The following is a 25,189-nucleotide window of genomic DNA, read 5'->3' on the forward strand; positions in this document are numbered from 1 at the left end:
CCTGTACACTAACATAAATTGAGTTGATAAGGAATTTCAGCTCTTCTGTGTGACAAGTTCACTTTAGGTCTTGTGCGATCTATTAATTATCCATATTCGGAACCGTTAGCATGACTTCAAACTTTTCACAACTTAGCACTGATGCGCTGTCTCCTGGTCAACTCCCTGAGTCAGTAAAAGCATTATTAAAACGTGCATATATAAATCGTTATCCAAAACGCACTGCAATTGTAGATGCAGGCTCAGAATCAAAATCGCTTTATTTGATTTTAAAAGGTTCAGTATCCATTATTTTACGTGAAGATGATGATCGTGAAATTGTGGTTGCCTATTTGAATGCTGGAGACTTTTTTGGGGAAATGGGTCTTTTTGAAGCAAATCCACAACGTACTGCAGAAGTTCGTACACGTGACGTATGTGAAATTGCCGAAATCACCTATGAAAACTTCCACGAATTAAGCAAACAGTATCCAGACCTGAGCTATGCCGTATTTGCCCAGCTTGTACGTCGCTTAAAAAATACCACTCGTAAAGTGACTGACCTGGCATTTATTGATGTATCTGGCCGTATTGCACGCTGCCTGATTGACCTGTCTTCTCAACCAGAAGCCATGATTTTACCGAATGGACGTCAAATCCGTATTACCCGTCAGGAAATTGGCCGTATTGTTGGTTGTTCCCGTGAAATGGTCGGTCGTGTCCTCAAAACACTGGAAGAACAAGGCATGATCCAGACTGATGGTAAAGCCATCCTGATTTATGATGTTTCTGCTGAAGATAGCAATGCAGCTTTAGAAGACGAGGATGATGAAGAATAAGTTTTCTTCCATTCACCATAAAAGCAAATCCTAAGATTTGCTTTTTTTATGTCCGTAATTTGCAACCTGTTCTTTTTAAATTTTTTATGACAACTTTAAAACAATTCATGATTTAACCCTGATGCAAAAATCAGTTAGCCTAATGCACAATGTTAAACTTGATAAAAATTAAGGGATCAACCTCTATGCAACTCAAATCTTTAGCCAATACCGGGATTCTTGTGCCTGAAATTTGTTTAGGCACCATGACCTTTGGTGAACAAAATACCCAGGCAGAGGCCTTTCAACAGCTTGAATATGCTCTGGATCAGGGGTTGTTTTTTTGGGATACCGCAGAAATGTATCCGGTCCCACCAAAACCTGAGACTCAAGGAGCAACAGAAACCATCCTGGGCAACTGGATTGCACAACGTGGTCAGCGTGACCAGCTGTTCATTGCCTCAAAAATCGCCGGTCCCTCACAAGGCGGCAGCCATATCCGTGATGGCCAAACACGCTTTACTGCAGCTGAGATTAGCTCGGCAATCGATGGCTCGTTAAAACGCCTGCAGAGTGATTATATTGACCTGTATCAATTGCATTGGCCACAACGTCCAACCAATTTCTTCGGAAAATTGGGTTATGGCAATACAGAAGCGCACAATCAACAGCAAGTCACTGCCTTAGAAGAAACCTTAAGCGCCTTAAGTGATGAAATTAAAAAAGGCCGTATCCGTTATATTGGGCTGTCCAATGAAACCCCGTGGGGAACTTTAAAATTTTTACATCTGGCTGAAAAGTTAGGCCTGAAAAAATTTGTCAGCGTACAAAATCCGTATAGCCTGTTGAACCGGACTTATGAAATTGGCATGTCTGAAATTGCCCATTATGAAAATGTCGGCTTACTTGCCTATTCCCCTTTAGCCTTTGGTTACTTGACAGGTAAATTCCGTCATGGTGCTCGTCCAGCCAATGCACGGGTCAGCTTATTTTCCCGTTTTAGCCGCTATAGCAATCCTGAAAGTGAATGGGCAACTGAACAGTATGCTCAGCTTGCAGAGCGACATGGCTTAACCCCAACCCAACTGGCATTGGCATTTATTAAGCAGCAGTTCTTTGTCACCAGTACCATTATTGGCGCAACCAACCTGGATCAACTGAAAGAAAATATTCAGGCTTTTGACATTGATTTATCAGCAGAAGTTTTACAGGGCATTGAAGATATTCACCGCAAGCAGCCGAATCCAGCGCCCTAATTTCATTTTAAGCACTGATTTAAAATGAAATTAGAAAAGTTAAAGCTTTATATTCGATCACTTCGAAATTATGGACACCATCTTCCCTTGCGCACTCAGAATATATTCTGAGGATGCTCATCCCCCATAGGAAGAGGGAGTAAAAGCAAAAAAGGATGCTATAGGCATCCTTTTTTATGAATAAAACAACAATTAGCGTCTGTTATAAATAGCTTGAGCTGCAGGCAAGTTTTTACGCATTGCTTCGATACGCTGACCATTTGAAGGGTGAGTCGACAGGAATGATGTACCACCTGCACCTTCTAACTTGTTCATTTTTTCCCAAAGGGTAATCGCGGCTTGCGGGTTATAACCGGCACGTGCCATTAGCATTAAACCACCTTGGTCTGCACGGCTTTCAAGACTACGTGAATATGGCAAGCCCACACCCACTTGTGTGCCTAACTGAGCTGCTGCTGCACCCAATTGACCGACATTATTGCCTGCATAGCCTAAACCAATGTTTAAAGCTAGGTCAGTTAAAGCTTGTGCACCAATTTTTTGTTTGGAATGTTCTTCCAGGGCATGCACCATTTCATGACCCATCACAGCTGCAATTTCAGCATCGGTCAGATTAAGTTTATTCACAATACCAGTGTAAAACACCACTTTACCCCCTGGTGCCACATAAGCATTAATCTGGTCTGATTTCAGCACAGCCAATTGCCAGTCAAACTTTTGGCCTGTCTGGTTGATTTGATCACCATAAGGTTTTAGACGTAAAAATACCGAATTAATTCGCTTATAAGTGGTAGATGAAGTATCTAAGGTTTTATTGGCACTTGCTTCCTGAACAGTTTTATTAAAGCCCTGCGCAGCAGTAACATTTAATGTGGATGAATCTGCCCCAGCCATATCCGCTACAGTGGTACAACCTGAAATAGTGATTACACTCGCTGCACACAAACTTAAAATCAGCTTGCTGTTCATTATAATAATCTCCGCCTTAAAACTAGATATCTCTTTTCAGGAGATTATATGAAATAGTGAATAATCTTTAAATTGATATTCTCTTCACAATCATATCATTTATGTAAACAAGGTCATTTAAGAAATTGAAAACTAAGCCAATAAAGCAAACATAAAACATTTAGCCCCAAGTATATCTGGGAAAGGGGTTTAATTTTCTGTTCCAGTTGTTCATTTTTGCGCTTAAAAAATAAAAATGCATTTTGAATCAGAACAATGGGGACCAGAATACAGGCAATGATAACGCTTAATCCAATAAGTGCTGCATTAATAATGGCGGGATCTTGTGTTTGTGCCTGAATAACCAGCATGGCAATGGTCGGTGCCCCACCCATTGCAAACAGTAATGAATAAAACATCGTCGCTGATATATTTTTATGCATCATGCACAACCTTGTATTTCTTTTATATTTAACATTCTAGCAAGCGCAAATAAATTAAACAGTATTCTCTGATGCAACTTTAGTCGGGCAAAACAGTCTGCATACTGGTCGTAGATATATTTTCCAAATGAAATGGACAAAAAAAGCCTCGCAAATGCGAGGCTTTTTGTACATCTTAATTCTTGGCAGATTAAGCTTCGAATGGATGGCGAAGAATAATCGTTTCTTCACGGTCTGGACCAGTTGAAATGATGTCGATTGGACATTCAATCAATTGCTCAAGACGTTTTACGTAGTTAAGTGCAGCTTCTGGTAACTGATCAATTGATTTAGCACCAAAAGTAGACTCAGACCAGCCTGGCATAGTTTCATAAATTGGCTTTAAAGTTTCGAATGCAAGCGCATCAGAAGAACCTACGCAACCAGAATCAGCAGCTTCGTAACCGACACAGATTTTCACTTCTTCTAAACCATCAAGAACGTCAAGTTTAGTCAAGCAGATACCAGAAAGTGAGTTTACTTCTACTGAACGGCGAAGAATTTCAGCATCGAACCAACCACAACGACGTTGACGGCCAGTAGACGCACCAAATTCTGAACCTACAGTACCCAAGTGTTTACCAATTGCATCACCCACATCGTTCGCTGCATCGTAAACAAGCTCAGTTGGGAATGGACCAGCACCTACACGTGTTGTGTACGCTTTAGTGATACCCAATACATAGTCAAGGTGTAATGGACCAAGACCAGAACCAGAACTTACGCCACCAGCAGTTGTGTTTGAAGAAGTTACATACGGGTATGTACCATGGTCAACGTCAAGAAGTGAACCTTGCGCGCCTTCAAACATGATGTTATCACCGTTTTTACGGTATTTATGAAGTTCACCTGTTACGTCCACAACTAATGGAGCAACAACTTCACGCCATTGGTCGCAAAGAGCAAGTACATCTTCAAGATTAACTGCTTCTACACCGTAGAATTGAGTTAATTGGAAGTTATGGTATTCAAGAAGCTCGGTAAGTTGAGCTTTAAGATGTTCACCACCACGTACCAGGTCAGCAACACGAATTGCACGACGTGCAACTTTATCTTCGTAAGCGGGACCAATACCACGGCCAGTTGTACCAATTTTTGCATTGCCACGTTTTTTCTCACGCGCTTGGTCAAGTGCAATGTGGTTTGGAAGGATTAACGGACAGTTTGGAGAAATACGTAAACGCTCACGTACTGGCACGCCTTCTTTTTCAAGAATATCCATCTCTTTAATAAGCGCTTCAGGTGAAAGAACCACGCCGTTACCAATTAAGCACAGTACATTTTCACGTAAAATACCAGATGGAATGAGGTGTAATACAGTTTTCTTACCACCAACCACAAGAGTATGGCCTGCGTTGTGTCCGCCTTGATAACGAACGACCGCTGCCGCTTGATCTGTGAGCAGGTCAACGATTTTACCTTTACCTTCGTCGCCCCATTGGGTACCGAGTACCACAACATTCTTGCCCATAATAGCCTCATTGCATCATGCTGTTAAAATTGAAAACTTGAATCAGTGACTCAATACTGATTCAGGTCATTAAATCTGTTCGACTTTCCATTCCCCTGCTACATTCACCAATTGGTGAGTCGCAAACGGAATTGAGTTTAAATCGTCATTGCCTAATAACTGAATAACACTTAAGCCTTGTGCACGCAGAGCAGCAATTGCATCCAGTAATGCTTTGTCTGTCCCTTTCGGTGCAACCACTTTTTGAACTTGCTTGAACTGACCTGCACTGAGTGCATATAAGTCACAAGAGAAGCCTGTTGCAGGACGCGCACGCCCGAAATGTTCACCAATACCGTCATAACGACCGCCTTGAGCCAGGGGTGCTGCACGGTTTGGTGCATAGACGGCATACATTAAACCGGTGTGGTAGTGATATGAACGAAGCTCTACAACATCAATACCAATATGCAAGTCTGGCCAACGTGCCTGAATTTCAGACCGTGTGGTTTTTACTGCGTCAAATGCCTGTTTGAATGCCGGGTCTGCAATAATTTCAGCACTCAGGTTGGCTTCTAAAGCATCTAAATCACTTGAATAACGACCCAGTGCATAAAAATCTGCACCAAATTTTAATTCCTGTGTAAATTCAGCAAGTTCAGGCAATGCTTTACGTTGATAAAGATCCGAAAGCTGACTTTCTTCCGCCTTGCTTAAACCAGCATGTTTAACCAGACTACGGAATAAGCCGACATGACCTAAATCCAGATGGATGCCATCTACAAAACTTGCTGTTTTTAATAAGTTAAGCATCACGTCAATCATTTCGACGTCAGCATCAATACTGTCTGAACCAAAAAGTTCCGCACCCAGTTGCAGCGGTGCACGCGTGGTATTAAAACCTTGAGGTTTGGTGTGTAAAACCGTGCCAGCGTAGCAATAGCGCGCTACGCCTTCGACCGGATGTACATGCGCATCGATACGGGCCACTTGCGGTGTCATATCGGCACGCACACCAAGTAAACGACCAGAGAGCTGGTCGATGACTTTAAAAGTGGCCAAGTCTAAATCTTGATTCGATTCTGAGAGAGAAGAAAGAGATTCGATGTATTCGATAAATGGCGTGTACACCAGCTGATAACCTCGAGATGCGAGGAAATCCAATGCTTCACGGCGCAAAGCTTCAATTACTTGCGCTTGTTCTGGTAATACATCAGCTACACCATCAGGTAATAACCATGTCTCTGAAATGGGCATGTTGTAAACCTAAATACTTGTCAGCGCGGAAGTAATCCGCATAAAAAAATCGGGAGCACACCCGATTTCTCCTAGTCTAGCACGATCACTTTAGCTGTGCACATGACTTTTTGCAGATTTGTTCGTTTTTTACCAACTAATTTATGCCGTTTAAAAAACTGAATCAGCTGAATCATTCACGATTGATCAGTACTCTCGCAAATTCAACCATTATAAAATAAAAAATACTGAAATCCGCTAAAACAGCAAACGCCAATCCAGACTATTTGTACAAAGCCATTCTTCCAAAAAAACCAGTGACGAGTCAGGCCCTTTTTATAGCAACGTTTCCAAAGCTAGTTTAGTCGCATATGCTGAAAGATCGCTCTATAGCTGCTTTAAGAATACGATAAGCTCACCTTAAAATTAGACTGAAGGCTTGTCTGTTGAGTGAACCGTTTTTGCCAGCAGTCCAACCAATTCGGCATTTTGCGATTCCACCTGGTTCAGTTTGGTCGTGGTTTTATCAATCACTTCTTGCTGAATATGCATTTTCTTCGCCAGGTCTTGCATAATTTCCAGCGTTTTTTTAAGGTTTTCTTCCAGATGAACCACTTTTTTTTCCAATTGTTGATTCAACTGAATTTCACTGAGTGCAGCGCCTTGGTTGGTAAATTGTGCCCAAATCAAAAAGATCACTGCTATGGCCAAAAGGAAAATAAATCCCCATATAAATATCAACATAGATGCACTGCTCATGTTATTGATTCCTGACTTATTATTATCATGAATCGAGGTGATTAAATTAAAAAGACTTATAATTTTCGTATAACAATTAAAAAGTGATTGTAAAATTAACTCTGTCTAGCTAGAGAATATTTATTATAAGCATTTTTCTGGGTCGATGATCCACTGCCACTGTCCATAAAGCATTTCCTGACAGTCTATCCATCCTACTGAAGACCAGGCATTTACTCAAGATTCAACCAACCAATCAAACAAATTAATAATAATTGAGCTACAGATCACACTTAATACAACTAAGCCCTGCGAAATCCGATCACTTGCGGAAATCGCATCATCCAATAACTCATCTCACCCTCATCTTTTAAATAAGGTTCTTTATTTATGAGTAAAAGATTCACACAAGTCCAGCAAGCGATTCGCATAACCCCATTCATTATCATACCAGGCAAAAACTTTAGCCTGATGACCCACCACCATAGTTTGGCTCAAATCCACAATCAATGAATAAGGCGAATGGTTAAAGTCTGATGAAACCAGAGGTTCATCGGTAACATCCATAATTTCCGCATAATCCTGACGTGCCGATTTGATCAGGATTTCATTAATTTTATGTGCTGTGACATGCGACTGCGCAACAAAAGTGAGGTCAATCGCTGCCACATTAATGGTCGGTACGCGTATGGAATAACCATCTATACGCTCTGCCATTTTCGGCATCACCCGTTTTAAGGCCCCAAGAGCTGAAGATGTGGTCGGAATAATATTGTGTCCTGAAGCACGGGCACGGCGCAAATCTCGATGAGCATGATCCAGCACCGACTGATCTGCCGTCACTGCATGAATTTCTGTCATCAGTGCGGTATCAATACCAAAAGCATCATCAATAATTTTAACTAAAGGAACCAAGGCTTGTGTGGTGCAGGATACACTGGAAATAATCCGGTCCGTGGCTTTGACTTCGTGATGGTTTACCCCATACACAATGGCGGCATCCACCGTGTCAAAGGGTGCAGCACCAATAATGACCCGCTTCGCCCCTGCAGTAACATGTCCTGTGGCTGCTGCACGTGAACGGAATAACCCGGTACATTCCAGCACCACATCAATATTTAACTTATTCCAGGGCAAGTGTTCAGGTTGTTGTTGTGAAAATACCTGTACTTTTAATTGCGCCAGACCTGCAGAAATATGCAAAAAAATCTGTTCATCTTGTAAAAGTACTTCGACCTTGCCTTTGAAGCGACCATGTGTGGTGTCATATTTAAACAAATGCACCAGTGTTTCTACATCTGCAACATCGTTAATCGCCACGATATCAAAATGAAAATCCTTAGGATTTTCAAACCAAGCCCGTAATACATTGCGACCAATTCGCCCGAAACCATTAATGGCTACTCGTTGCATCAGATATCCTTAACTCTTGGGTAGATGTAAACACCGCTCTATGTTAATGGATTTTAACCAGATACCGATACCATTTCTGCTGCTGTATTTATAAAATATCTCGCAACAAAGGGTTCAGCCTGATGCTTTTAAGCTTATTTTTTCGCAAATTTTATTTAGACCAGATTGCCTTAAAATATTTACTTCACTTTTCACTTACTTTATATCTTACGCATAAAGCAGAATTTGGCTGATTAATTCAGTGCATGAAACCTAATAGCGCTTAAATAGAATTGTGATTAATTCGCCTTAAAGTGATTGGTGCATGCGGCTTTTTCCGTTATACTTTAGCGTTTTAAAATTTTAAGCCAGTATCTCAAGCCAGCTTTATAAAAGTAAGACTTGCTTGACGTGCTATTAGCCAAATACAAGATTTATGGAGTGACTTGGTTGTGAGTACTCGTTTTATGACATCAGCTGAAATTCGCGAAGCTTTTTTAAGCTATTTTGAATCGCAAGGGCATACACGTGTCGCGTCGAGTTCTCTGGTTCCTGCCAACGACCCAACATTATTATTCACCAACGCTGGGATGAACCAGTTCAAAGACTGCTTCCTCGGTCTTGAAAAACGTGATTATGTTCGCGCAACATCTTCACAAAAATGTGTCCGTGCCGGTGGTAAACACAACGACTTGGACAACGTGGGCTACACTGCACGTCACCACACCTTCTTTGAAATGCTAGGTAACTTCTCTTTTGGTGATTACTTTAAACGTGATGCGATCAAATTTGCCTGGGATTTCTTGACCAACGAAAAATGGCTGGGTCTTCCTAAAGATAAGTTATATGCAACTGTTTACCATACAGATGACGAAGCATTTGATATCTGGAACAAAGAAATTGGCTTAGATGCATCTCGCATCATCCGTATTGGCGACAACAAAGGCGGTCAATACGCATCGGATAACTTCTGGGCAATGGGTGATACCGGTCCTTGTGGTCCTTGTTCTGAAATCTTCTTTGACCATGGCGACCACATCTGGGGTGGCTTACCAGGCACACCTGAAGAAGATGGCGACCGTTTCATCGAGATCTGGAACAACGTATTCATGCAGTTCAACCGTACTGCTGATGGCGTACTGCATCCTCTTCCAGCGCCATCTGTAGATACAGGTATGGGCTTGGAACGTATTTCCGCAGTTTTACAACACGTCAACTCAAACTACGAAATTGACCTGTTCCAGCACTTGTTAAAAGCTGCGGCTGAAATCATTGGTTTAGATACTTCTGAACTTGAAGCCAAAGCACAAGCAGAAAACAAACTCATTGACTACCCAGCTTCCCTTAAAGTTGTTGCTGACCATGCACGTTCATGCTGTTTCCTAATTGCAGATGGTGTGAATCCTTCTAACGAAGGCCGTGGTTATGTACTGCGTCGTATTATCCGTCGTGCAGTGCGTCACGGTAACAAATTGGGTGCAACCGGCTCATTCTTCCATAAAATGCTCCAGCCATTAATCGAAGCAATGGGTGCTGCATACCCTGAACTTGCAGCCAACCAGGCACGTATCGAAGCACAACTTTTAAAAGAAGAAGAACAATTCGCTAAAACTTTAGAGCAAGGTCTGAAATTGCTTGAAGGTGAATTAGCTCAACTGAAAGGTTCAGTGATTCCAGGTGCAACAGTCTTCAAACTCTATGATACTTACGGCTTCCCAACTGACCTAACAGCTGACATCGCACGTGAACGTGAGCTCACTATTGATGAAGCTGGCTTTGAAAAAGAGATGGCTGCGCAACGTCAACGTGCACGTGATGCAGGTAAATTCGCCATCGACTACAACAGTATTGTAAAAGTTGAAGGTGAAACCCAGTTCGAAGGTTATGAAGCCACTCAAGCTCAAGGCCAAATTGTTGCAATCTATAAAGATGGCGAACAGGTTGATGAAGTTGTGGAAGGTGACGAAGCGCTCATCGTATTGAACCAGACCCCTTTCTATGCAGAAAGCGGCGGTCAGATTGGTGATACAGGTATCTTCAAAAACGATACCGGTATTTTCGAAGTTCAAGATACCAAGAAATCGGGTGGTGCATTCGTTCACCAAGGTATTGTGACCATGGGTAGCTTAAAAGCCGCTCAATCTGTTGAAGCGATTGTTAAAGCAGACATCCGTGAAGCAACGTCACGCAACCACTCAGCAACTCACCTGTTACATGCTGCCCTTCGCCAAGTATTGGGTTCACATGTACAGCAAAAAGGTTCATTGGTTGCATCTGACATTTTACGTTTTGACTTTGCCAATGACCAACCTGTTTCATTCGAACAGCTGCAGGAAGTTGAACGCATTGTAAACCGTGAAATTATTGCCAACACTGCAGTTTCAACTGAACTTCTTGACATCGAATCTGCCAAAGAAAAAGGCGCGATGATGCTGTTTGGTGAAAAATATGGTGACGAAGTACGTGTACTTTCCATGGGTTCAATTATCGATGAGAAAAACTTCTCGATCGAACTATGTGGCGGTATTCACGTAAAACGCACTGGTGATATCGGTCTGTTCAAAATCACTTCAGAAGGTGGTGTAGCAGCAGGTGTACGCCGTATCGAAGCAGTCACAGGTACTAAAGCGATTGAAGCTTCACAAAAAGCAGATCGTGACATTCATGCAATCAATGATGTTTTAAAAGCGCAAAAAGACCAGACTTTAGAAAAAGTGGAAGCTTTAGCGAATACTGCATCGAGTTTGCAAAAACAAATTGAGCAGTTGAACCAGAAATTAGCAAACTTCCAGGCAGCTGAACTTTTAAGCCAAGTTCAAACTGTGGCTGGTCGTCAAACACTGATTACCACTGTACAAAACATGGATGCGAAATCTCTTCGCAACCTGCACGACGGTGTGAAATCTAAACTAAACAATGCAGTGATTGTGCTTGCAGCTGTAGAGGATGACAAAGTCAGCCTTCTTGCTTCAGTAGCAAAAGACTTCACGAACACTATTAAAGCGGGCGACATCATCAAACACCTGGCAACCGAGCTCGGTGGTAAAGGTGGTGGTAAACCTGACTTGGCACAAGGTGGCGCGCCACTTAACGAGAAGTTTGCAACAGTGATGGCAGATTTGACTGCTTGGCTTGAAGCAAAATAAAACTTCACCTTTTGTGTAACTGATCCTGAAAAGGTAATTCAGGATCATGGCTTTTATGGAACAACTATGGCATTAATCGTTCAAAAATATGGCGGTACCTCTATGGGTACTCCCGAGCGCATCTTAAATGTTGCTCGTCGTGTAAAGCGCTGGCATGACCACGGCCACAAGGTTGTGGTTGTGGTATCAGCAATGAGTGGCGAAACCAATCGCCTGCTTGCTTTAGCGAAGGCCATTACCGAAACCCCTGATCCACGCGAATTAGACCAGATGGTGTCTACGGGTGAACAGGTTACGATTTCTATGTTAGCGATGGCGCTCAACTCAATTGGAGTAGAAGCAAAATCACTTACTGGCCGCCAGGTTGGCATTAAAACCGACAGCGCATTCAACAAAGCCCGCATTGAATCTATTGATACTGATGTATTAACTGAAAACCTAGATGCAGGCCGCGTACTTGTGGTTGCCGGTTTCCAGGGCTTTGATGAATTGGGCAATACAACAACTTTAGGTCGTGGTGGTTCAGATACCTCTGGCGTGGCACTTGCAGCTGCACTTAAAGCAGATGAATGCCAGATTTATACAGACGTAGATGGCGTTTATACCACTGACCCACGCGTTGCACCAAAAGCGAAAAAAGTTGATCGTATTTCTTTTGAAGAAATGCTGGAAATGGCATCACTTGGTTCGAAAGTCCTGCAAATCCGTTCAGTTGAATTTGCCGGCAAATACCAAGTGCCTTTACGCGTATTATCAAGCTTCGATAACGACGATGATGGCGCATTTGACGAAGACTTCAAAAACAACGTCGGAACTCTTATTACTACTGAATTGGAAGACAACATGGAACAGCCAATTATCTCTGGTATCGCGTTTAACCGTGACGAAGCAAAATTGACTATCTTGGGCGTGCCTGACCTGCCTGGTATTGCATCCAAAATCCTGGCGCCAATTGGTGCAGCGAATATCGAAGTTGACATGATCATCCAGAATGTGGAAGAAGACGGTACCACTGACTTCACGTTCACAGTCAACCGTGGTGAGTTCAATAAAGCAAAAGCAATTCTGGAGCAAACCGCAAAAGAAATTGGTGCTCGTGAAGTTGCGACCCGTTCAGACATCGTGAAAGTATCAATCGTAGGTGTGGGTATGCGCTCTCATGCAGGCGTAGCAAGCAAAATGTTTACTGCTCTTGCAGAAGAAGGCATTAACATTTTGATGATCTCAACTTCGGAAATTAAAATTTCAGTTATCATTGAAGAAAATTATTTAGAGCTTGCCGTGCGCACGCTTCACACAGCTTTCGGTTTAGACCGTGAATCTGGCGAATCAAGCGCACGCGCTTAATATGTAGAGTAACAAATTTAGTCCTTGTTGAACAAAATTTGCGAAATACTACAAAAAGAACAGAGCCACTATAGTTTTTTTTATAGTGGCTCTGTTATATTTGTAACTGAGGATTTTGAAAATATTAACAGAATTATTTTAGTCAAATTCTTGACAGATTGTTTTGATAATATTTCTATAATATTAAGGTTGTGTCTTTTTAAATTTTAAAATCAATTGCACGTTTAGCGTTTTGCAAGGAGATAAACATGCTGATTCTAACCCGACGTGTCGGTGAAACATTAATGATTGGGGATCAAGTCAGTGTAACTGTGCTTGGCGTAAAAGGTAATCAGGTTCGTATTGGCGTAAATGCTCCAAAAGAAGTATCTGTTCATCGTGAAGAAATCTACCAACGAATTCAACATGAACGCGCTATGCATGAACATCTGCAACACCTGGATCAGGATTATCAGCCTTCTTTTGAAGAAGATAATTTCCCACAAAATACCCAGAACGACTTTAATCGTTAAACCGTTAAAGGTTGTTCTAATATAAAGCGGCTATATGGCCGCTTTAAATTTATCTGCTGCTTATTTTTGTCCCAGCAAGGCCAATGCCTTTTTAACCGGTGCATAACTACGGCGATGTTGATCAATCACGCCATGCTCAGCAATCGCTTCAAAATGGGCTTTAGTTGGGTAACCCTTATGTTTGGCAAAGCCAAAATGCGGATATTGCCGATCCAGCTCTACCATTTGATGGTCACGCGTTACTTTTGCCAGGATACTGGCCGCTGAAATTTCTGCATGCAGTGCATCCCCGCCGACCACCGCATCACAGCTCATGGTTAAGCCTTGCGGAACTTTATTACCATCAACCAGCACATGTTCCGGCTGAAGATGCAAAGCTTCTACAGCACGGCGCATAGCCAATAAAGAGGCCTGTAGAATATTGATCTGGTCTATTTCTTCGTGGCTGGCTTCAGCAATGGCCCAAGCCAAGGCTTTCTCTTGTATTTCTACAAATAATTTTTCACGCTTTTTTTCGCTGAGTTTTTTAGAATCATTCAACCCTTCAATCGGATTATTGGGATCTAAAATAACTGCTGCCGCTACCACCGAACCTACCAAGGGGCCACGCCCCGCTTCATCTACACCGGCAATTTTCATCAATACTTACCTACAAAAAAAGAGGCCGAATCACATCAACCTCTTTAATTTTAACATGAATTAAAGCTGTATTAGTTCATGGCTTCAGCAACACAAGCATTAATGGTTTTAGTCACTGCATTTGAAACAATAGTATTACGTGCAGCCGGATCAATCGCAGCTGTCGCCAAATCGACTGCAGTTACATTTTGTGGTGCTTTTTCACTGACACAACCACAGATTTCAGTCTGAATATTTTGCTTTTGAGTTGCAGTCATTAACTTGGTTGCATTTTGCCATGCAGGAATAGTATTCAACTCGGTGGTACATTTGGCATTAATTGCAATTTTAATTGCAGCCATACCGAGTTGTTGAGTTGCCGATTGTGTAGCCGGCATTGTGCCAGTTGTAGTATTCGTTGCTACACAGGCAGTTAAAGCCAAAGTGAGAGGTACAAGCACCGCAATTATTTTTTTCACAGCTTAATCCTTAAATATAAAATCTGTTAGGCATATTTTGCCGAAACTTTCCCAAGGAAGAAATCTATATTTCAGTTGAATTTTCCACATCCGGATAATCCGATTAAAAAAACAGCATCCTTTTCAGTGTTGCAAGAAGCACACGCTTCGTTCCATATCCATCATTTTTAAATATGGGCTTTTTGATTAGCATACCCAGACTTGAAAATGACATATGGATACATAGGTATAACATGAAAAATACCTCACAATACTATACGCGTACGGCACAAATGCTGCATTGGCTCATGGCTGCTATTTTTATTGCAGCATGGTGTATTGGTTTTTATAGCGGAAATTTTCTAAGTTATGAGGTTGATGGAAGCTTTAAAGGTCAGGTCATTACTCTACATAAGAACATCGCCACCACCATTATCTTTCTGGTCCTAATTCGTATATTTTGGCGCTATACCCACCCTGTTCCAGCACTACCCGACAGCATGTCACCTTTGATGAAAGTCTTGGCACATCTGGGACATTTAGCTTTATATCTCATGTTACTGGCTTTACCGATTACCGGCTGCTTATTTAGCTGGAGTGCAGGACATCCGGCACCTGTTTTGTATTTATTCGAAATTCCACGTTTGGTCCAGGATAATCCCAACCTTTTAGCCATCGTAAAACCTGTACACATTTATTTATCCTGGTTTGCAGGCTTACTTGTCATTGGTCATATTGCGGCGGCATTAAAACATCATTTCATCGATAAAGATAACATCTTGCGCAGCATGACCCGACAAGCAAAATAATCAATTTTGTCTCCATAAAAAAGCCGCATTGATGTATTACTGATGCGGCTTTTTTATAGTTCAATTTATAACCCTAAGTTATTTCAAAGCGTCTTGGGCACAACCTTTAACACTGTTCACCACCGCTTGTTTAATCAGGCTATTTTTTGCAGATTCACTCATCGATGCCATAGCTAACTCTTTGACCGAAACGTCCTGCAAGGCATGTTCACCCACACAACCACAGATTTGTTTTTGTACGGTTGATTGCCGCTCTGAACTCATGAACAAAGCTGCGGATTGCCACACTTTTGAAGCATTCAATTCACTTTTACAGCCTTGTTCAATCACTGGTTTCAACATTTTCTGGGTTAGAGTAGCATTTTTATCGGTCGCAAAAACTGATACAGAGCCAATCAATAAAACGACTGCAAATACCCAGCAAAAAAACTTTTTCACATTAGAACCTAATAGTTATTGAACAGATCAATATATCAATCTGCCCAATCCAAAAGCATTTTTCAAAGGAATGGATTACACCAAAGAATCAATCTGTTGTGACCATTTTTGCTTTTCAGCATCCGAGATAAATGAAGCTTCAAACGAATTTTTCGCCAATTGCTTTAGCTCATCATTTGACAGGTCTAAAGCTTTTGTAATTGCAATGAAATTATCATTCATATAACCACCAAAATAAGATGGATCATCTGAATTGACCGTTACATGTACACCCTGTTGCAATAAACGGCTGATATTATGCTGTGCCATATCATCAACCACACAGAGTTTTAAATTACTTAAAGGACACACGGTTAAAGGCATTTTTTCTGTAATCAAGCGCTGCATCAACGTCGCATCTTCTTCAGAACGCACACCGTGATCAATACGGTTTACTTTCAGCAAATCCAGAGCTTCCCAGACATATTCAGCCGGACCTTCTTCACCTGCATGTGCCACCACTAAGAAACCTGCTTCACGTGCTTTGGCAAAAACACGTTCAAATTTTGCAGGTGGATGTCCAACTTCACTTGAATCCAGCCCCACCGCAATAATTTGCTCTTTAAAAGGTAAAGCCTGCTCTAAAGTTTTAAATGCGGCTTCTTCACTTAAATGGCGCAAGAAACACATAATTAAATGCGAGCTAATGCCCAATTTGCTTTGCGCATCATCACAGGCACGTTTTAAACCCTGAATCACCGTTGCAAAAGCAATGCCACGATCGGTATGGGTCTGCGGATCGAAGAACATTTCGGTGTGAACCACTTTGTCTTCAGCACATTTTTCAAAATATGCCCAAGCCAGATCATAGAAGTCCTGTTCATGAATCAGGACATTGGCACCCGCATAATAGATGTCTAAAAAAGACTGTAAATTATGAAAGTTATACGCCTGTTTCACTTCCTCAACAGATTTATACGGAATATCAATATGATTGCGTTGAGCAATCGCGAACATCAGCTCAGGCTCAAAAGTCCCTTCAATATGGACGTGTAACTCCGCCTTTGGCATGGCTTGAATAAGCTCAAGTTGATTCATATCTTATCCTTATAAAATTTTTCAAAAATAAAAAAGGGTGCAAACCGAGTTTACACCCTATTCTGAATGGGGTGAATTAGCCGCCAAATACAGCAAATTTCAATGCCCAAAGAGCCGCAACAATCCAGACCATATAAGGTACAGTTTTCGCTTGCCCAGTCAGCAGCTTGATTAATGCGTAGCTAATAAAGCCCATTGCAATACCGTCGGCAATTGAATAGGTAAATGGCATGCATACGATGGTTAAAAATGCAGGAACGGCTTCAGTGATATCATCCCATTCAATGTTGACGATCCCTTGAATCATTAACACACCTACAAATAATAATGCAGGTGCAGTAGCAAAACCTGGAACCGATTGCGCCAAAGGAGCCAGGAATAAGCACAGCACAAACAACACGGCAACAACCACAGCGGTCAAACCTGTACGACCACCTGCAGCAACCCCCGCAGACGATTCAATATAAGGTGTTGTAGAGGAAGTACCCAATGCTGCACCCGCTACAATCGCAGTCGAGTCAGCAAAGAGTGCTTTTTTCAAACGTGGTAATTTGCCATCTTTTAACAGGCCGGCACGATGTGAAACCCCCACCAAGGTACCCGTCGAGTCAAATAAATCCACCAGGAAAAATACAAAGATGACCCCAACTAGACTGGCCGTGAACAGGCCTTCAAAATCCATTTGCAGGAAGGTTGGAGCAATCGATGGAATGGCTCCTACAACACCTTTAAATTCGTTCAGCCCCATTGCTGTAGCAATCGCGGTAATCACCAGGATACTGATAATGATGGCACCACGGACTTTAAAGTGATGCATCACCACAATCATCAGGAAACCCAGCAAGGTCAGCAATACTGTCGGTTGTTTCAAGTCACCCAAGCCTACAAGGGTAGCCGGATTATCGACAATAATGCCTGAATTTTTTAATGCAATCAGTGCAAGGAACAAGCCAATGCCGCCGCCAATCGCAAATTTCAGCGACATAGGAATGGCATTGACAATCGCTTCACGGATTTTAAACATACTGATGGCAATAAACACCAGCCCTGAAACAAACACGGCAGCCAGTGCCGTTTGCCAAGGTATCCCCATGCCCATACACACCGAATAGGTAAAGTAGGCATTCAGCCCCATACCCGGTGCAAGCGCGATCGGATAATTTGCAACAAGCCCCATCACCAGACAGCCAATTGCAGCTGCAAGACAGGTTGCAACAAAAACAGCCCCATGATCCATCCCAGTTTCGGATAAAATCATTGGATTGACAATAATGATGTAACACATGGTTAAGAAAGTGGTTACACCTGCAAGAACTTCTGTGCGAAAACTGGTTTTGTTTTCACTGAGCTTAAATAAGCGTTCTAGCATATTCTCTGAAGATGGATTAGGAGTCGTCATGACTTTACCCCTGTAAGTAAACTTTATGCTATCAGCACGCTATAAAATTAATGATCCGTTTCTCAAATCACCATTAAGTTTATAGATGTCCAAGCAATCGATATGCCAATATTTTCATTAAAAACAAATATTTTCTACAATGTTTCGTAGACGACAAAACAACCGGATAACAAAAACCATAAACAAAAAAGCCGCATAACTTTTATGCAGCCTCCTGAGATAGAAAGTGAAACACTTACAATGTAAATATAAGAATTCAGATCTTGGCAAATTATAACACAATGCTTTTTATTGTTTCTAAAATTTATTTTTAATTAAATTTAAATAACTTAACAATATATTTAAAACATATAGTAAAAACCCAGGCGTTAAAACTTGCTGGATTTCACATGCAAGGGTGCTGCAAAATGGGGATCCGAAGTTTCACTCTGCTCTACCACCCTATTATTTGGATTTGCTTCTACAGCCCTCAAAGATCGATGCGCATCCTGAATCAGTTGATCCATTTCCTGTCTTTTTTTCATTTGACTGTCGCGATAAACCCCGTACCCCAGTAAAACCACTGCAAAAATAAAGGTTGGAACTAATAATCTTTTCATCATAAAATTTTATTGTTCAACAATTCATCATGATGTTAACAAACATGAATTAAAATATAATGATAAAATATTTCAAAATCCTGTTTATTTTTTCGCAATAAAAATCCCGAAATTTATCGGGATTTTTACCTTGTTACTCTCATTTAAGCAGCTTGCTGCTCGTCGCGTTTAAAGACCAGCTCACCTTGTAGCGAACTCTCTGCATCAAAATAGTAACCATCCAGATTAAATGATTTTAAGTCCTCAGCACGTTCTGCTTGATTTTCAATGATAAAACGTGCCATTAATCCGCGTGCTTTTTTTGCATAGAAGCTAATGACCTTGTATTTGCCGTTTTTCTGATCCAGAAAAACCGGCTTAATGATCTCGGCTTTAATTTTGCCTGGTTTGACCGATTTATAATATTCATCCGAAGCAAGATTCACCAATAGTTCTGAGTGCACCTCGGCTAAATCATGGTTAATCAAATCAGTAATGATATTATCCCAAAAATCATAAAGATGATGACCACGTGGATTTTTGAGCTTGGTTCCCATTTCCAGGCGATAGGGCATCATTAAATCTAGAGGACGCAACAAACCATACAGTCCAGACAACATACGCAAATGCTGCTGTGCATAGGCAATATGCTGATCATTCAGCGCATAAGCATCCAGTCCGGTATACACATCCCCCTTAAAGGCAAATAAAGCCTGACGTGCATTAGAAAAGTTCAGCTCAGGCTGCCAATCATTAAAACGCTCGACATTCAACTTGGCAATTTTTTCACTCACGCTCATTAAATTGGCGATATCTGCTGCAGAAAGCTTACGACTCACATTTACAAGTTCTTGTGAATGTTCTAGCAATCTTGGCAGTGTATGTGCATCGGTTGGAAGTGCAGATTCGTAATCTAAAGTCTTGGCTGGAGAAATTAAGGCAAGCATGAATAACCTGGTCAAAAAACAATTAAACAGACTATAACAGTAGCATTGTCTTATTGCCAATGTGTGTTTTTACTGGGTCTTAACGCTAAAATAGCCCTCTCTTCTGTCATGAGTCGGTTATTACATGTCCGAGCAAATTTTCATTCAAGGTCCTGCAGGTCAACTGGAAGTTTTTGTTGATTATCCACAGGGTGAAGTGAAAGGATTTGCGCTGGTATGTCATCCTCACCCCCTACAAGGCGGCACTCCGCAGCATAAAGTTCCAGTTCTGCTTGCTCAGATGTTTCTTGAACGCAGCTGTATTGTCTATCGTCCAAGTTTCCGAGGCTCTGGCCAGAGTACGGGTTTGTAACTGCTAATTGAAATCTACTTATTTCTATACTATTATATACAACATGAGTAAATATGTAAGCATTAGCGTTGCAGCTAAAACATTAGGTGTTTCCATTCAAACATTAAGGCGTTGGGATGAAGAAGGCACTTTGGTTGCAGATCGAACCCCTAAAAATCATAGACGATATGATCTGAGTAAGATCACGCCTGAGCAAATACACAAGCCCGATAGTCAACTTCAAAGGAAAACCATTGCATACGCAAGGGTATCGAGTCATGACCAAAAAGAAGATTTAATTCGACAGCAACAAGTTCTTGAAATGTACTGTGCAAATCAAGGTTGGACGTTTGAATTAATCTCCGATCTTGGTTCGGGTATGAACTATAGAAAAAAAGGCTTAAATAAGCTGCTAGAAGCAATCATGAATGATGAAATCGGACGTTTGGTTTTAACGCATAAAGATCGCTTATTGCGGTTTGGTGCTGAGTTGGTTTTTGCCTTATGTGAAGCTAAAAGCGTGGAGATCGTCATTCTTAATAAGGGTGAAAATTTGTCTTTTGAGGAAGAACTTGCTCAAGATGTTTTGGAAATCATTACAGTGTTTTCGGCAAGATTATATGGTAGTCGTAGTAAGAAAAACCAAAAGTTAATACAGGCAGTCAAAGACGCACTATGAGCCGATTCATACGAGGGCATGTAATCCAATTACTGCCAAATAATAAGCAAGCAAGTCATTTCGCTCAAGCGAGTGGTGTTGCTCGTTTGTCGTATAATTGGGCTTTAAAAGAATGGCAACGTCAATATAAAGCAGATAAGGAATATAGAGATCAGTGTGACTATTATGGCGTTCAGGTGGATAAAAAACTTCTAAATAAACCATCCGAAGCTAAAATAAGAAAGCACTTAAACTCGTTCAAGCGTGAGAAATACCCTTTCATGCTTAAAGTGACCAAATGTGCGCCACAACTTGCGATTAAGCAATTGGGTAGTTCATTTGATCGTTTTTTTAATGGTCAATCCAAATATCCAAAGCCTAGAAAAAAAGGCGTAGATGATCGCTTCTCATTATCAAATGACCAATTCAGCATTAAAGATAGAAAAATTAGTATCCCAAACTTGGGTTGGGTAAAAATGACTGAGGATTTGCGTTATCAAGGAAAAATATTATCAGCGAAAATATTTAAACAGGGTGGTAAGTGGTTTGCTTCGATTGCTGTTGAATTAAATCAGCCTGAGAAACTTCACCCCAAAACAGGTTTATCTGTTGGTATTGATTTAGGTGTTTCCAGTCTTGCCACTTTATCTAATGGCGAGGTTGTTCCATCAAGTGCGCCACTAAAGAAACAGCTTGCCAAGTTAAGACGACTTGCTAAGTCTTTTAGCCGTAAAAAGAAAGGTAGTCAAAACAGAGAAAAAGCGAAAACCAAGCTCTCTCGTTTGCACTACAAAATATCATGCTTGAGAAAAAACAATCTTCATCAAGTCACATCTGATTTAGTTAAGCGATTCGATCTGATTGCGATTGAGGATTTAAATGTGAAAGGTATGGTACAAAACCGTAAGCTCTCAAGAGCCATATCGGATATGGGCTTTTATGAGTTCAAGCGACAGTTGATTTACAAGGCTAAACAGCATGGCAAATCAATACTTTCTGTTGGACGATTCTTTCCAAGCAGCAAGATGTGTTCGAATTGTGGTGAATTAAACCAAAACCTGACACTTGCAATGCGTGAGTGGCGATGTTCATGTAACACCCTGCATCACAGGGATATTAATGCTGCCATCAATATTCTAAAACATGCAGATAAAGAATTGGTGGCTACATAAGCCACCAATGGCGGTGAGTTACACCGTGACAGCCTATGGAATTGAGGTAATCCCAAGCGCAATAGCAATTGGTTCTTGATGATGAAGTAGGAATTAAACATTAAACCCACGTAAGTAGGTTTAAGTAGGTTTTAAATAACGGTGAGCACGATAAAGGCCATGGCGAAACGGATGATATTCTAGAAATTATTCAACAGATTCGCTGTAAGCATATCAATTTGCCTTTTTATGCAGCAGGCTTTAGTTTTGGTGCCCATGTCATGGCAAAGTGTTTTCATGTATTGCCCGATGAAATTAAACCCAAACAATTGATTTTATGTGGACTACCGACTGCAACAGTTGCAGGTGTACGTCATTATGTTACACCACACATTCAAGGTGATATTCTGTTCCTGCATGGTGAAGCGGACGAAGTGACCTTGTTGTCCGACTTGATTGAATGGGCTAAACCGCAACGCCATTTACTCACCATCTTACCCGGTGCAAATCATTTCTTTACTGGATATTTAAAGCAATTACGCGTTGCTATCTCCCGCTTTCTTGTAGACGAATAAGCAGACAATAGCAGCATAGAGCATCCATTTATATGTAGTTTCTGCATGGCTGCAAATAAAAAGAGGAGGCTAAGCCCTCCTCCTGTTTTACTCATGGGGTCAAAATAAATATTTAACCTTTCCATGTAAAGCCACTAAAAGATTCGTCTTCTTTTAAGGTATTTTCTACCGCTTGGGCCAATTGATTCAATAAACTTTGTTCCGTAATACGATCTAGCCAGTCCTGATCTTCAGCTGGGTAAGAAGTAATCTCGCAGACCAGGTGCCCTTCTGCATCACGACTCTGGCAGGTGACAGATAATGGCAAAGATTGATTGTCTACACTTACCGCAACCTGATCACCACTTTGCGACAAGGTCTGGAAACCGTATTGACCGAGTTCTTTAGACAATAAATCCGCAACATATTCCTGAGTCACATGGCAGTCATTCGATTGCTGTGACACATGATTATGCTTTTCACAGTTTGCAGTAAATTGTAATTTTCTCATCTGTGTATCCAAAGACATTATTGTTGTATGGTTTTAGCATAAGCAATAAAAACAAAACAGCCAAGCAAAAGCTTGGCTGTTGTTTAACAAATACACAAAATTAGACTAATTATTCACTGACTTGAATGGCTAAACCAGCTTGATTGGCCAACTCAGTGAAAGTTGGAAAACTGGTTGCTACAGTTTCGGTGCCAATAATTTTAATTTCGCCGGAAGTACGCAAGCCCGCCATGGAAAAACTCATGGCAATACGGTGGTCATGATGCGATTCAATTTCACCACCTGTGAAAATTGCAGACCAGTCACCAGACTTGCCCTTACCTTCAATGATGATGCCATCATCGGTTGGCGTACAGTCAATGCCCATAGTCTGCAAGCCATCTGCCATCACCTGAATACGGTCAGATTCTTTTACCCGAAGCTCGGCAGCACCAGTCAAAATGGTTTGACCTTCAGCACAAGCCGCCGCAATAAATAAAGCTGGGAATTCATCAATGGCCAACGGCACCTGATCTTCCGGCATATGAATACCTTTTAAGGTGCGCGTGCCGCGAATACGAATGTCTGCAATCGGTTCACCGCCTGCGATACGTTCGTTTTCAACAGTCAAATCTGCACCCATCTGTTTCAGGATTTCAATGACACCGGTACGGGTCGGGTTAATCCCTACCGCTTCCAAAGTGACATCGGAACCTTCGGTAATGGCAGCACCCACCATAAAGAATGCAGCGGATGAAATATCAGATGGAACCTGAATATCAGTACCGACCAATTTACCGCCACCTTGCAGGGAAATACGGTTACCCTCGGTTTTTACTTCATAACCAAAGGCACGCAGCATACGTTCGGAGTGGTCACGGGTCGGTTCCGGTTCAGTCACCGATGTTTCCCCTTCTGCCCAAAGGCCCGCCAGTAAAATCCCTGATTTCACCTGAGCCGAAGCCATTGGTAAGTCGTAATGAATACCTTTAAGTTTTTGATTGCCGGTAATGGAAACGGGCGGCGTACCACGCTCACCTGTAGTCTGAATCTGCGCTCCCATTTCACGTAACGGTTTAGCAATACGTTCCATTGGACGTTTAGACAATGACGCATCACCGGTCATGACTGAATCAAACTTCTGTGCACAGAGCATACCGGAAAGCAGGCGCATGGAAGTACCCGAGTTGCCCATGTATAAGGCACTTGCAGGAGCTTTTAAACCATTCATTCCTACGCCATGAATAGTCACTTCACCATTTTTAGGCCCTTCAATACTCACGCCCATATCACGGAATGCTTGAAGTGTTGCCAATGCATCTTCGCCTTCAAGGAAACCTGTAACATGGGTAGTTCCTTCAGCAATCGCACCAAACATGATAGAGCGATGTGACACAGATTTGTCACCTGGCACGGTAAATTTACCTTTAAATGTCTTATCACCCGGCAAAATGGTAAATTGTTGTGTCACGTTATCGTTCTCCATCAAAGGTTTTTTAGCGAGCATATGATTGAAATGCTGTCGTGCTGCCTGTGCATGCTCTAATAGTCCAATCAATGCTTTGGAATCTTCATTTTCAATCAGTTTTCGAATTTGAGCCAGTTGCTGCTCAAAACCGTCTACAGCATTCAAAATGGCTTTTTTATTGGCAAAAAAGATGTCATGCCACATTTGCGGGTCACTCGCCGCGATTCGGGAAAAATCACGGAAGCCCCCAGCGGCATAACGGAAAATATCCAGATTATCTTCCCGGTTGGCCAGTTGCTCAACCAGGTTAAAGGCCATCAAATGCGGAAGATGACTGGTATGGGCCAGCACTTCATCGTGCTTGTCCACATCCATACAAATCACTTCTGCCTTGGCAGCTTGCCACAGTTGAACCAGTTTATCCACAGCCCAGTCAGCACTGCTTGGTAATGGCGTCAAAATGACTTTATGATTGGCAAACAAATCGACCTTACCTGCATGTACGCCAGTATGTTCCGCACCTGCAATCGGATGACCCGGAACAAAACCTGCCGGCAGGTTTTCACCATATACGGCTTTGGCTGCATCCACTACATTGCCTTTGGTACTGCCCACATCGGTAATGATGGTGTTGTCTGACAGATAAGGCTTGATGGTTTCTAACACCTTTTGCGTTGCCCGCACAGGTAAAGCCAAAACCACCAGATCTGCACCTTGCACCGCATCTACGGGATTGCTATAGCCCTCTTGAATTAGTCCAAGCGCTTTTGCATCATCCAGAGTTTTTTGCGAACGCGTTGAGGCAACAATTTGCTTTGCCAGTTTTTCAGCAATGATGACACGAGCCAGACTTGAGCCAATCAGCCCAAGTCCAATAAAGGCAACTTTTTCAAACAGTGGCTGAGACAT

General features: G+C 41.8%; 23 protein-coding genes and 2 pseudogenes. 10 read left to right on the top strand and 15 right to left on the bottom strand.

Annotation, left to right across the window (positions count from 1 at the left end):
* Positions 1 to 110 precede the first annotated feature (110 nt).
* Together crp and JFY49_RS09880 are read left to right on the top strand one after the other, a co-directional pair.
* Positions 111 to 818, top strand: a complete 708-nt coding sequence (crp, locus tag JFY49_RS09875) for a cAMP-activated global transcriptional regulator CRP (RefSeq protein ID WP_166166679.1) — start codon at positions 111 to 113, stop codon at positions 816 to 818.
* Positions 819 to 1,003: 185 nt separating this feature from the next.
* Positions 1,004 to 2,053, top strand: coding sequence for an NADP(H)-dependent aldo-keto reductase (locus JFY49_RS09880; protein ID WP_200222705.1), 1,050 nt, complete (start codon positions 1,004 to 1,006; stop codon positions 2,051 to 2,053).
* Between the two features lie 192 nt (positions 2,054 to 2,245).
* On the opposite strand, the gene JFY49_RS09885 is transcribed toward JFY49_RS09880, so the two are convergent.
* From JFY49_RS09885 to JFY49_RS09910, 6 genes are all read right to left on the bottom strand, one after another.
* Positions 2,246 to 3,022 (bottom strand): M48 family metallopeptidase, encoded by a 777-nt coding sequence (locus JFY49_RS09885; RefSeq protein WP_166166685.1) that lies wholly within the window; start codon positions 3,020 to 3,022, stop codon positions 2,246 to 2,248.
* Between the two features lie 113 nt (positions 3,023 to 3,135).
* The gene (locus tag JFY49_RS09890) at positions 3,136 to 3,444 is read right to left on the bottom strand and encodes a hypothetical protein (protein WP_166166688.1); all 309 of its coding nucleotides are present in this window, start codon (positions 3,442 to 3,444) and stop codon (positions 3,136 to 3,138) included.
* A gap of 190 nt (positions 3,445 to 3,634) precedes the next feature.
* Complete coding sequence (locus JFY49_RS09895; RefSeq protein WP_086195597.1) at positions 3,635 to 4,954, bottom strand: adenylosuccinate synthase; 1,320 nt, start codon at positions 4,952 to 4,954, stop codon at positions 3,635 to 3,637.
* Positions 4,955 to 5,023: 69 nt separating this feature from the next.
* Positions 5,024 to 6,190 (bottom strand): ATP phosphoribosyltransferase regulatory subunit, encoded by a 1,167-nt coding sequence (locus JFY49_RS09900; RefSeq protein WP_180041818.1) that lies wholly within the window; start codon positions 6,188 to 6,190, stop codon positions 5,024 to 5,026.
* Between the two features lie 405 nt (positions 6,191 to 6,595).
* Complete coding sequence (locus JFY49_RS09905) at positions 6,596 to 6,913, bottom strand: hypothetical protein (protein ID WP_086195599.1); 318 nt, start codon at positions 6,911 to 6,913, stop codon at positions 6,596 to 6,598.
* Positions 6,914 to 7,291: 378 nt separating this feature from the next.
* The gene (locus JFY49_RS09910; RefSeq protein ID WP_200222706.1) at positions 7,292 to 8,320 is read right to left on the bottom strand and encodes a type I glyceraldehyde-3-phosphate dehydrogenase; all 1,029 of its coding nucleotides are present in this window, start codon (positions 8,318 to 8,320) and stop codon (positions 7,292 to 7,294) included.
* A 431-nt stretch (positions 8,321 to 8,751) separates the two neighbouring features.
* Here JFY49_RS09910 and alaS point away from each other — a divergent pair, with 431 nt between their 5' ends.
* The 3 genes from alaS (at position 8,752) to csrA (ending at position 13,304) form a co-directional block, all read left to right on the top strand.
* The gene (gene alaS, locus JFY49_RS09915) at positions 8,752 to 11,445 is read left to right on the top strand and encodes an alanine--tRNA ligase (protein ID WP_200222707.1); all 2,694 of its coding nucleotides are present in this window, start codon (positions 8,752 to 8,754) and stop codon (positions 11,443 to 11,445) included.
* Between the two features lie 66 nt (positions 11,446 to 11,511).
* The gene (locus JFY49_RS09920; protein ID WP_180041824.1) at positions 11,512 to 12,792 is read left to right on the top strand and encodes an aspartate kinase; all 1,281 of its coding nucleotides are present in this window, start codon (positions 11,512 to 11,514) and stop codon (positions 12,790 to 12,792) included.
* Between the two features lie 248 nt (positions 12,793 to 13,040).
* Entirely contained in the window at positions 13,041 to 13,304 is a 264-nt protein-coding gene (gene csrA / locus JFY49_RS09925; protein WP_067723263.1) for a carbon storage regulator CsrA, read from the top strand.
* A 60-nt stretch (positions 13,305 to 13,364) separates the two neighbouring features.
* Here csrA and rnhB read toward each other — a convergent pair whose 3' ends face one another.
* Together rnhB and JFY49_RS09935 are read right to left on the bottom strand one after the other, a co-directional pair.
* Positions 13,365 to 13,943, bottom strand: a complete 579-nt coding sequence (gene rnhB / locus JFY49_RS09930) for a ribonuclease HII (protein WP_180041825.1) — start codon at positions 13,941 to 13,943, stop codon at positions 13,365 to 13,367.
* A gap of 71 nt (positions 13,944 to 14,014) precedes the next feature.
* A complete protein-coding gene (locus JFY49_RS09935) occupies positions 14,015 to 14,401 on the bottom strand; it encodes a hypothetical protein (RefSeq protein ID WP_180041827.1) in 387 nt (128 codons plus the stop codon).
* A gap of 233 nt (positions 14,402 to 14,634) precedes the next feature.
* Here JFY49_RS09935 and JFY49_RS09940 point away from each other — a divergent pair, with 233 nt between their 5' ends.
* The gene (locus tag JFY49_RS09940; RefSeq protein WP_180041829.1) at positions 14,635 to 15,189 is read left to right on the top strand and encodes a cytochrome b; all 555 of its coding nucleotides are present in this window, start codon (positions 14,635 to 14,637) and stop codon (positions 15,187 to 15,189) included.
* 78 nt (positions 15,190 to 15,267) lie between these two features.
* On the opposite strand, the gene JFY49_RS09945 is transcribed toward JFY49_RS09940, so the two are convergent.
* The 5 genes from JFY49_RS09945 to yaaA form a co-directional block, all read right to left on the bottom strand.
* Positions 15,268 to 15,627: a hypothetical protein gene (locus JFY49_RS09945; RefSeq protein ID WP_180041831.1), complete on the bottom strand. Its 360-nt coding sequence runs from the start codon at positions 15,625 to 15,627 to the stop codon at positions 15,268 to 15,270.
* A 75-nt stretch (positions 15,628 to 15,702) separates the two neighbouring features.
* Positions 15,703 to 16,704 carry an adenosine deaminase gene (locus JFY49_RS09950; protein ID WP_180041833.1) on the bottom strand — a complete coding sequence of 334 codons (1,002 nt, stop codon included), beginning with the start codon at positions 16,702 to 16,704 and terminating at the stop codon, positions 15,703 to 15,705.
* A 76-nt stretch (positions 16,705 to 16,780) separates the two neighbouring features.
* Positions 16,781 to 18,103, bottom strand: coding sequence for an NCS2 family permease (locus tag JFY49_RS09955; protein WP_166166715.1), 1,323 nt, complete (start codon positions 18,101 to 18,103; stop codon positions 16,781 to 16,783).
* Positions 18,104 to 18,471: 368 nt separating this feature from the next.
* On the bottom strand, positions 18,472 to 18,702 hold the full coding sequence (locus tag JFY49_RS09960) for a hypothetical protein (protein ID WP_180041838.1): 231 nt from the start codon (positions 18,700 to 18,702) through the stop codon (positions 18,472 to 18,474).
* Between the two features lie 143 nt (positions 18,703 to 18,845).
* Entirely contained in the window at positions 18,846 to 19,628 is a 783-nt protein-coding gene (gene yaaA, locus JFY49_RS09965; RefSeq protein WP_200222708.1) for a peroxide stress protein YaaA, read from the bottom strand.
* 124 nt (positions 19,629 to 19,752) lie between these two features.
* Here yaaA and JFY49_RS09970 point away from each other — a divergent pair.
* The 4 genes and pseudogenes from JFY49_RS09970 to JFY49_RS09985 form a co-directional block, all read left to right on the top strand.
* Positions 19,753 to 19,977 (top strand): annotated as a pseudogene (locus JFY49_RS09970) (hydrolase); the annotation flags it as partial.
* 46 nt (positions 19,978 to 20,023) lie between these two features.
* Positions 20,024 to 20,638 (top strand): IS607 family transposase, encoded by a 615-nt coding sequence (locus JFY49_RS09975; protein WP_005402019.1) that lies wholly within the window; start codon positions 20,024 to 20,026, stop codon positions 20,636 to 20,638.
* Entirely contained in the window at positions 20,635 to 21,789 is a 1,155-nt protein-coding gene (locus JFY49_RS09980; protein ID WP_005402020.1) for an RNA-guided endonuclease InsQ/TnpB family protein, read from the top strand. The genes JFY49_RS09975 and JFY49_RS09980 overlap by 4 nt, the downstream gene beginning before the upstream one ends.
* 134 nt (positions 21,790 to 21,923) lie before the next feature.
* Positions 21,924 to 22,343: pseudogene (locus tag JFY49_RS09985) on the top strand (alpha/beta hydrolase); the annotation flags it as partial.
* A 112-nt stretch (positions 22,344 to 22,455) separates the two neighbouring features.
* On the opposite strand, the gene JFY49_RS09990 reads toward JFY49_RS09985, so the two are convergent.
* Positions 22,456 to 22,833 carry a hypothetical protein gene (locus JFY49_RS09990; protein WP_200222709.1) on the bottom strand — a complete coding sequence of 126 codons (378 nt, stop codon included), beginning with the start codon at positions 22,831 to 22,833 and terminating at the stop codon, positions 22,456 to 22,458.
* 109 nt (positions 22,834 to 22,942) lie between these two features.
* The gene (locus JFY49_RS09995; RefSeq protein WP_180041842.1) at positions 22,943 to 25,189 is read right to left on the bottom strand and encodes a bifunctional prephenate dehydrogenase/3-phosphoshikimate 1-carboxyvinyltransferase; all 2,247 of its coding nucleotides are present in this window, start codon (positions 25,187 to 25,189) and stop codon (positions 22,943 to 22,945) included.

Origin of the sequence: Acinetobacter sp. CS-2 (genome assembly GCF_016599715.1) — a bacterium.
GTDB lineage: Bacteria > Pseudomonadota > Gammaproteobacteria > Pseudomonadales > Moraxellaceae > Acinetobacter.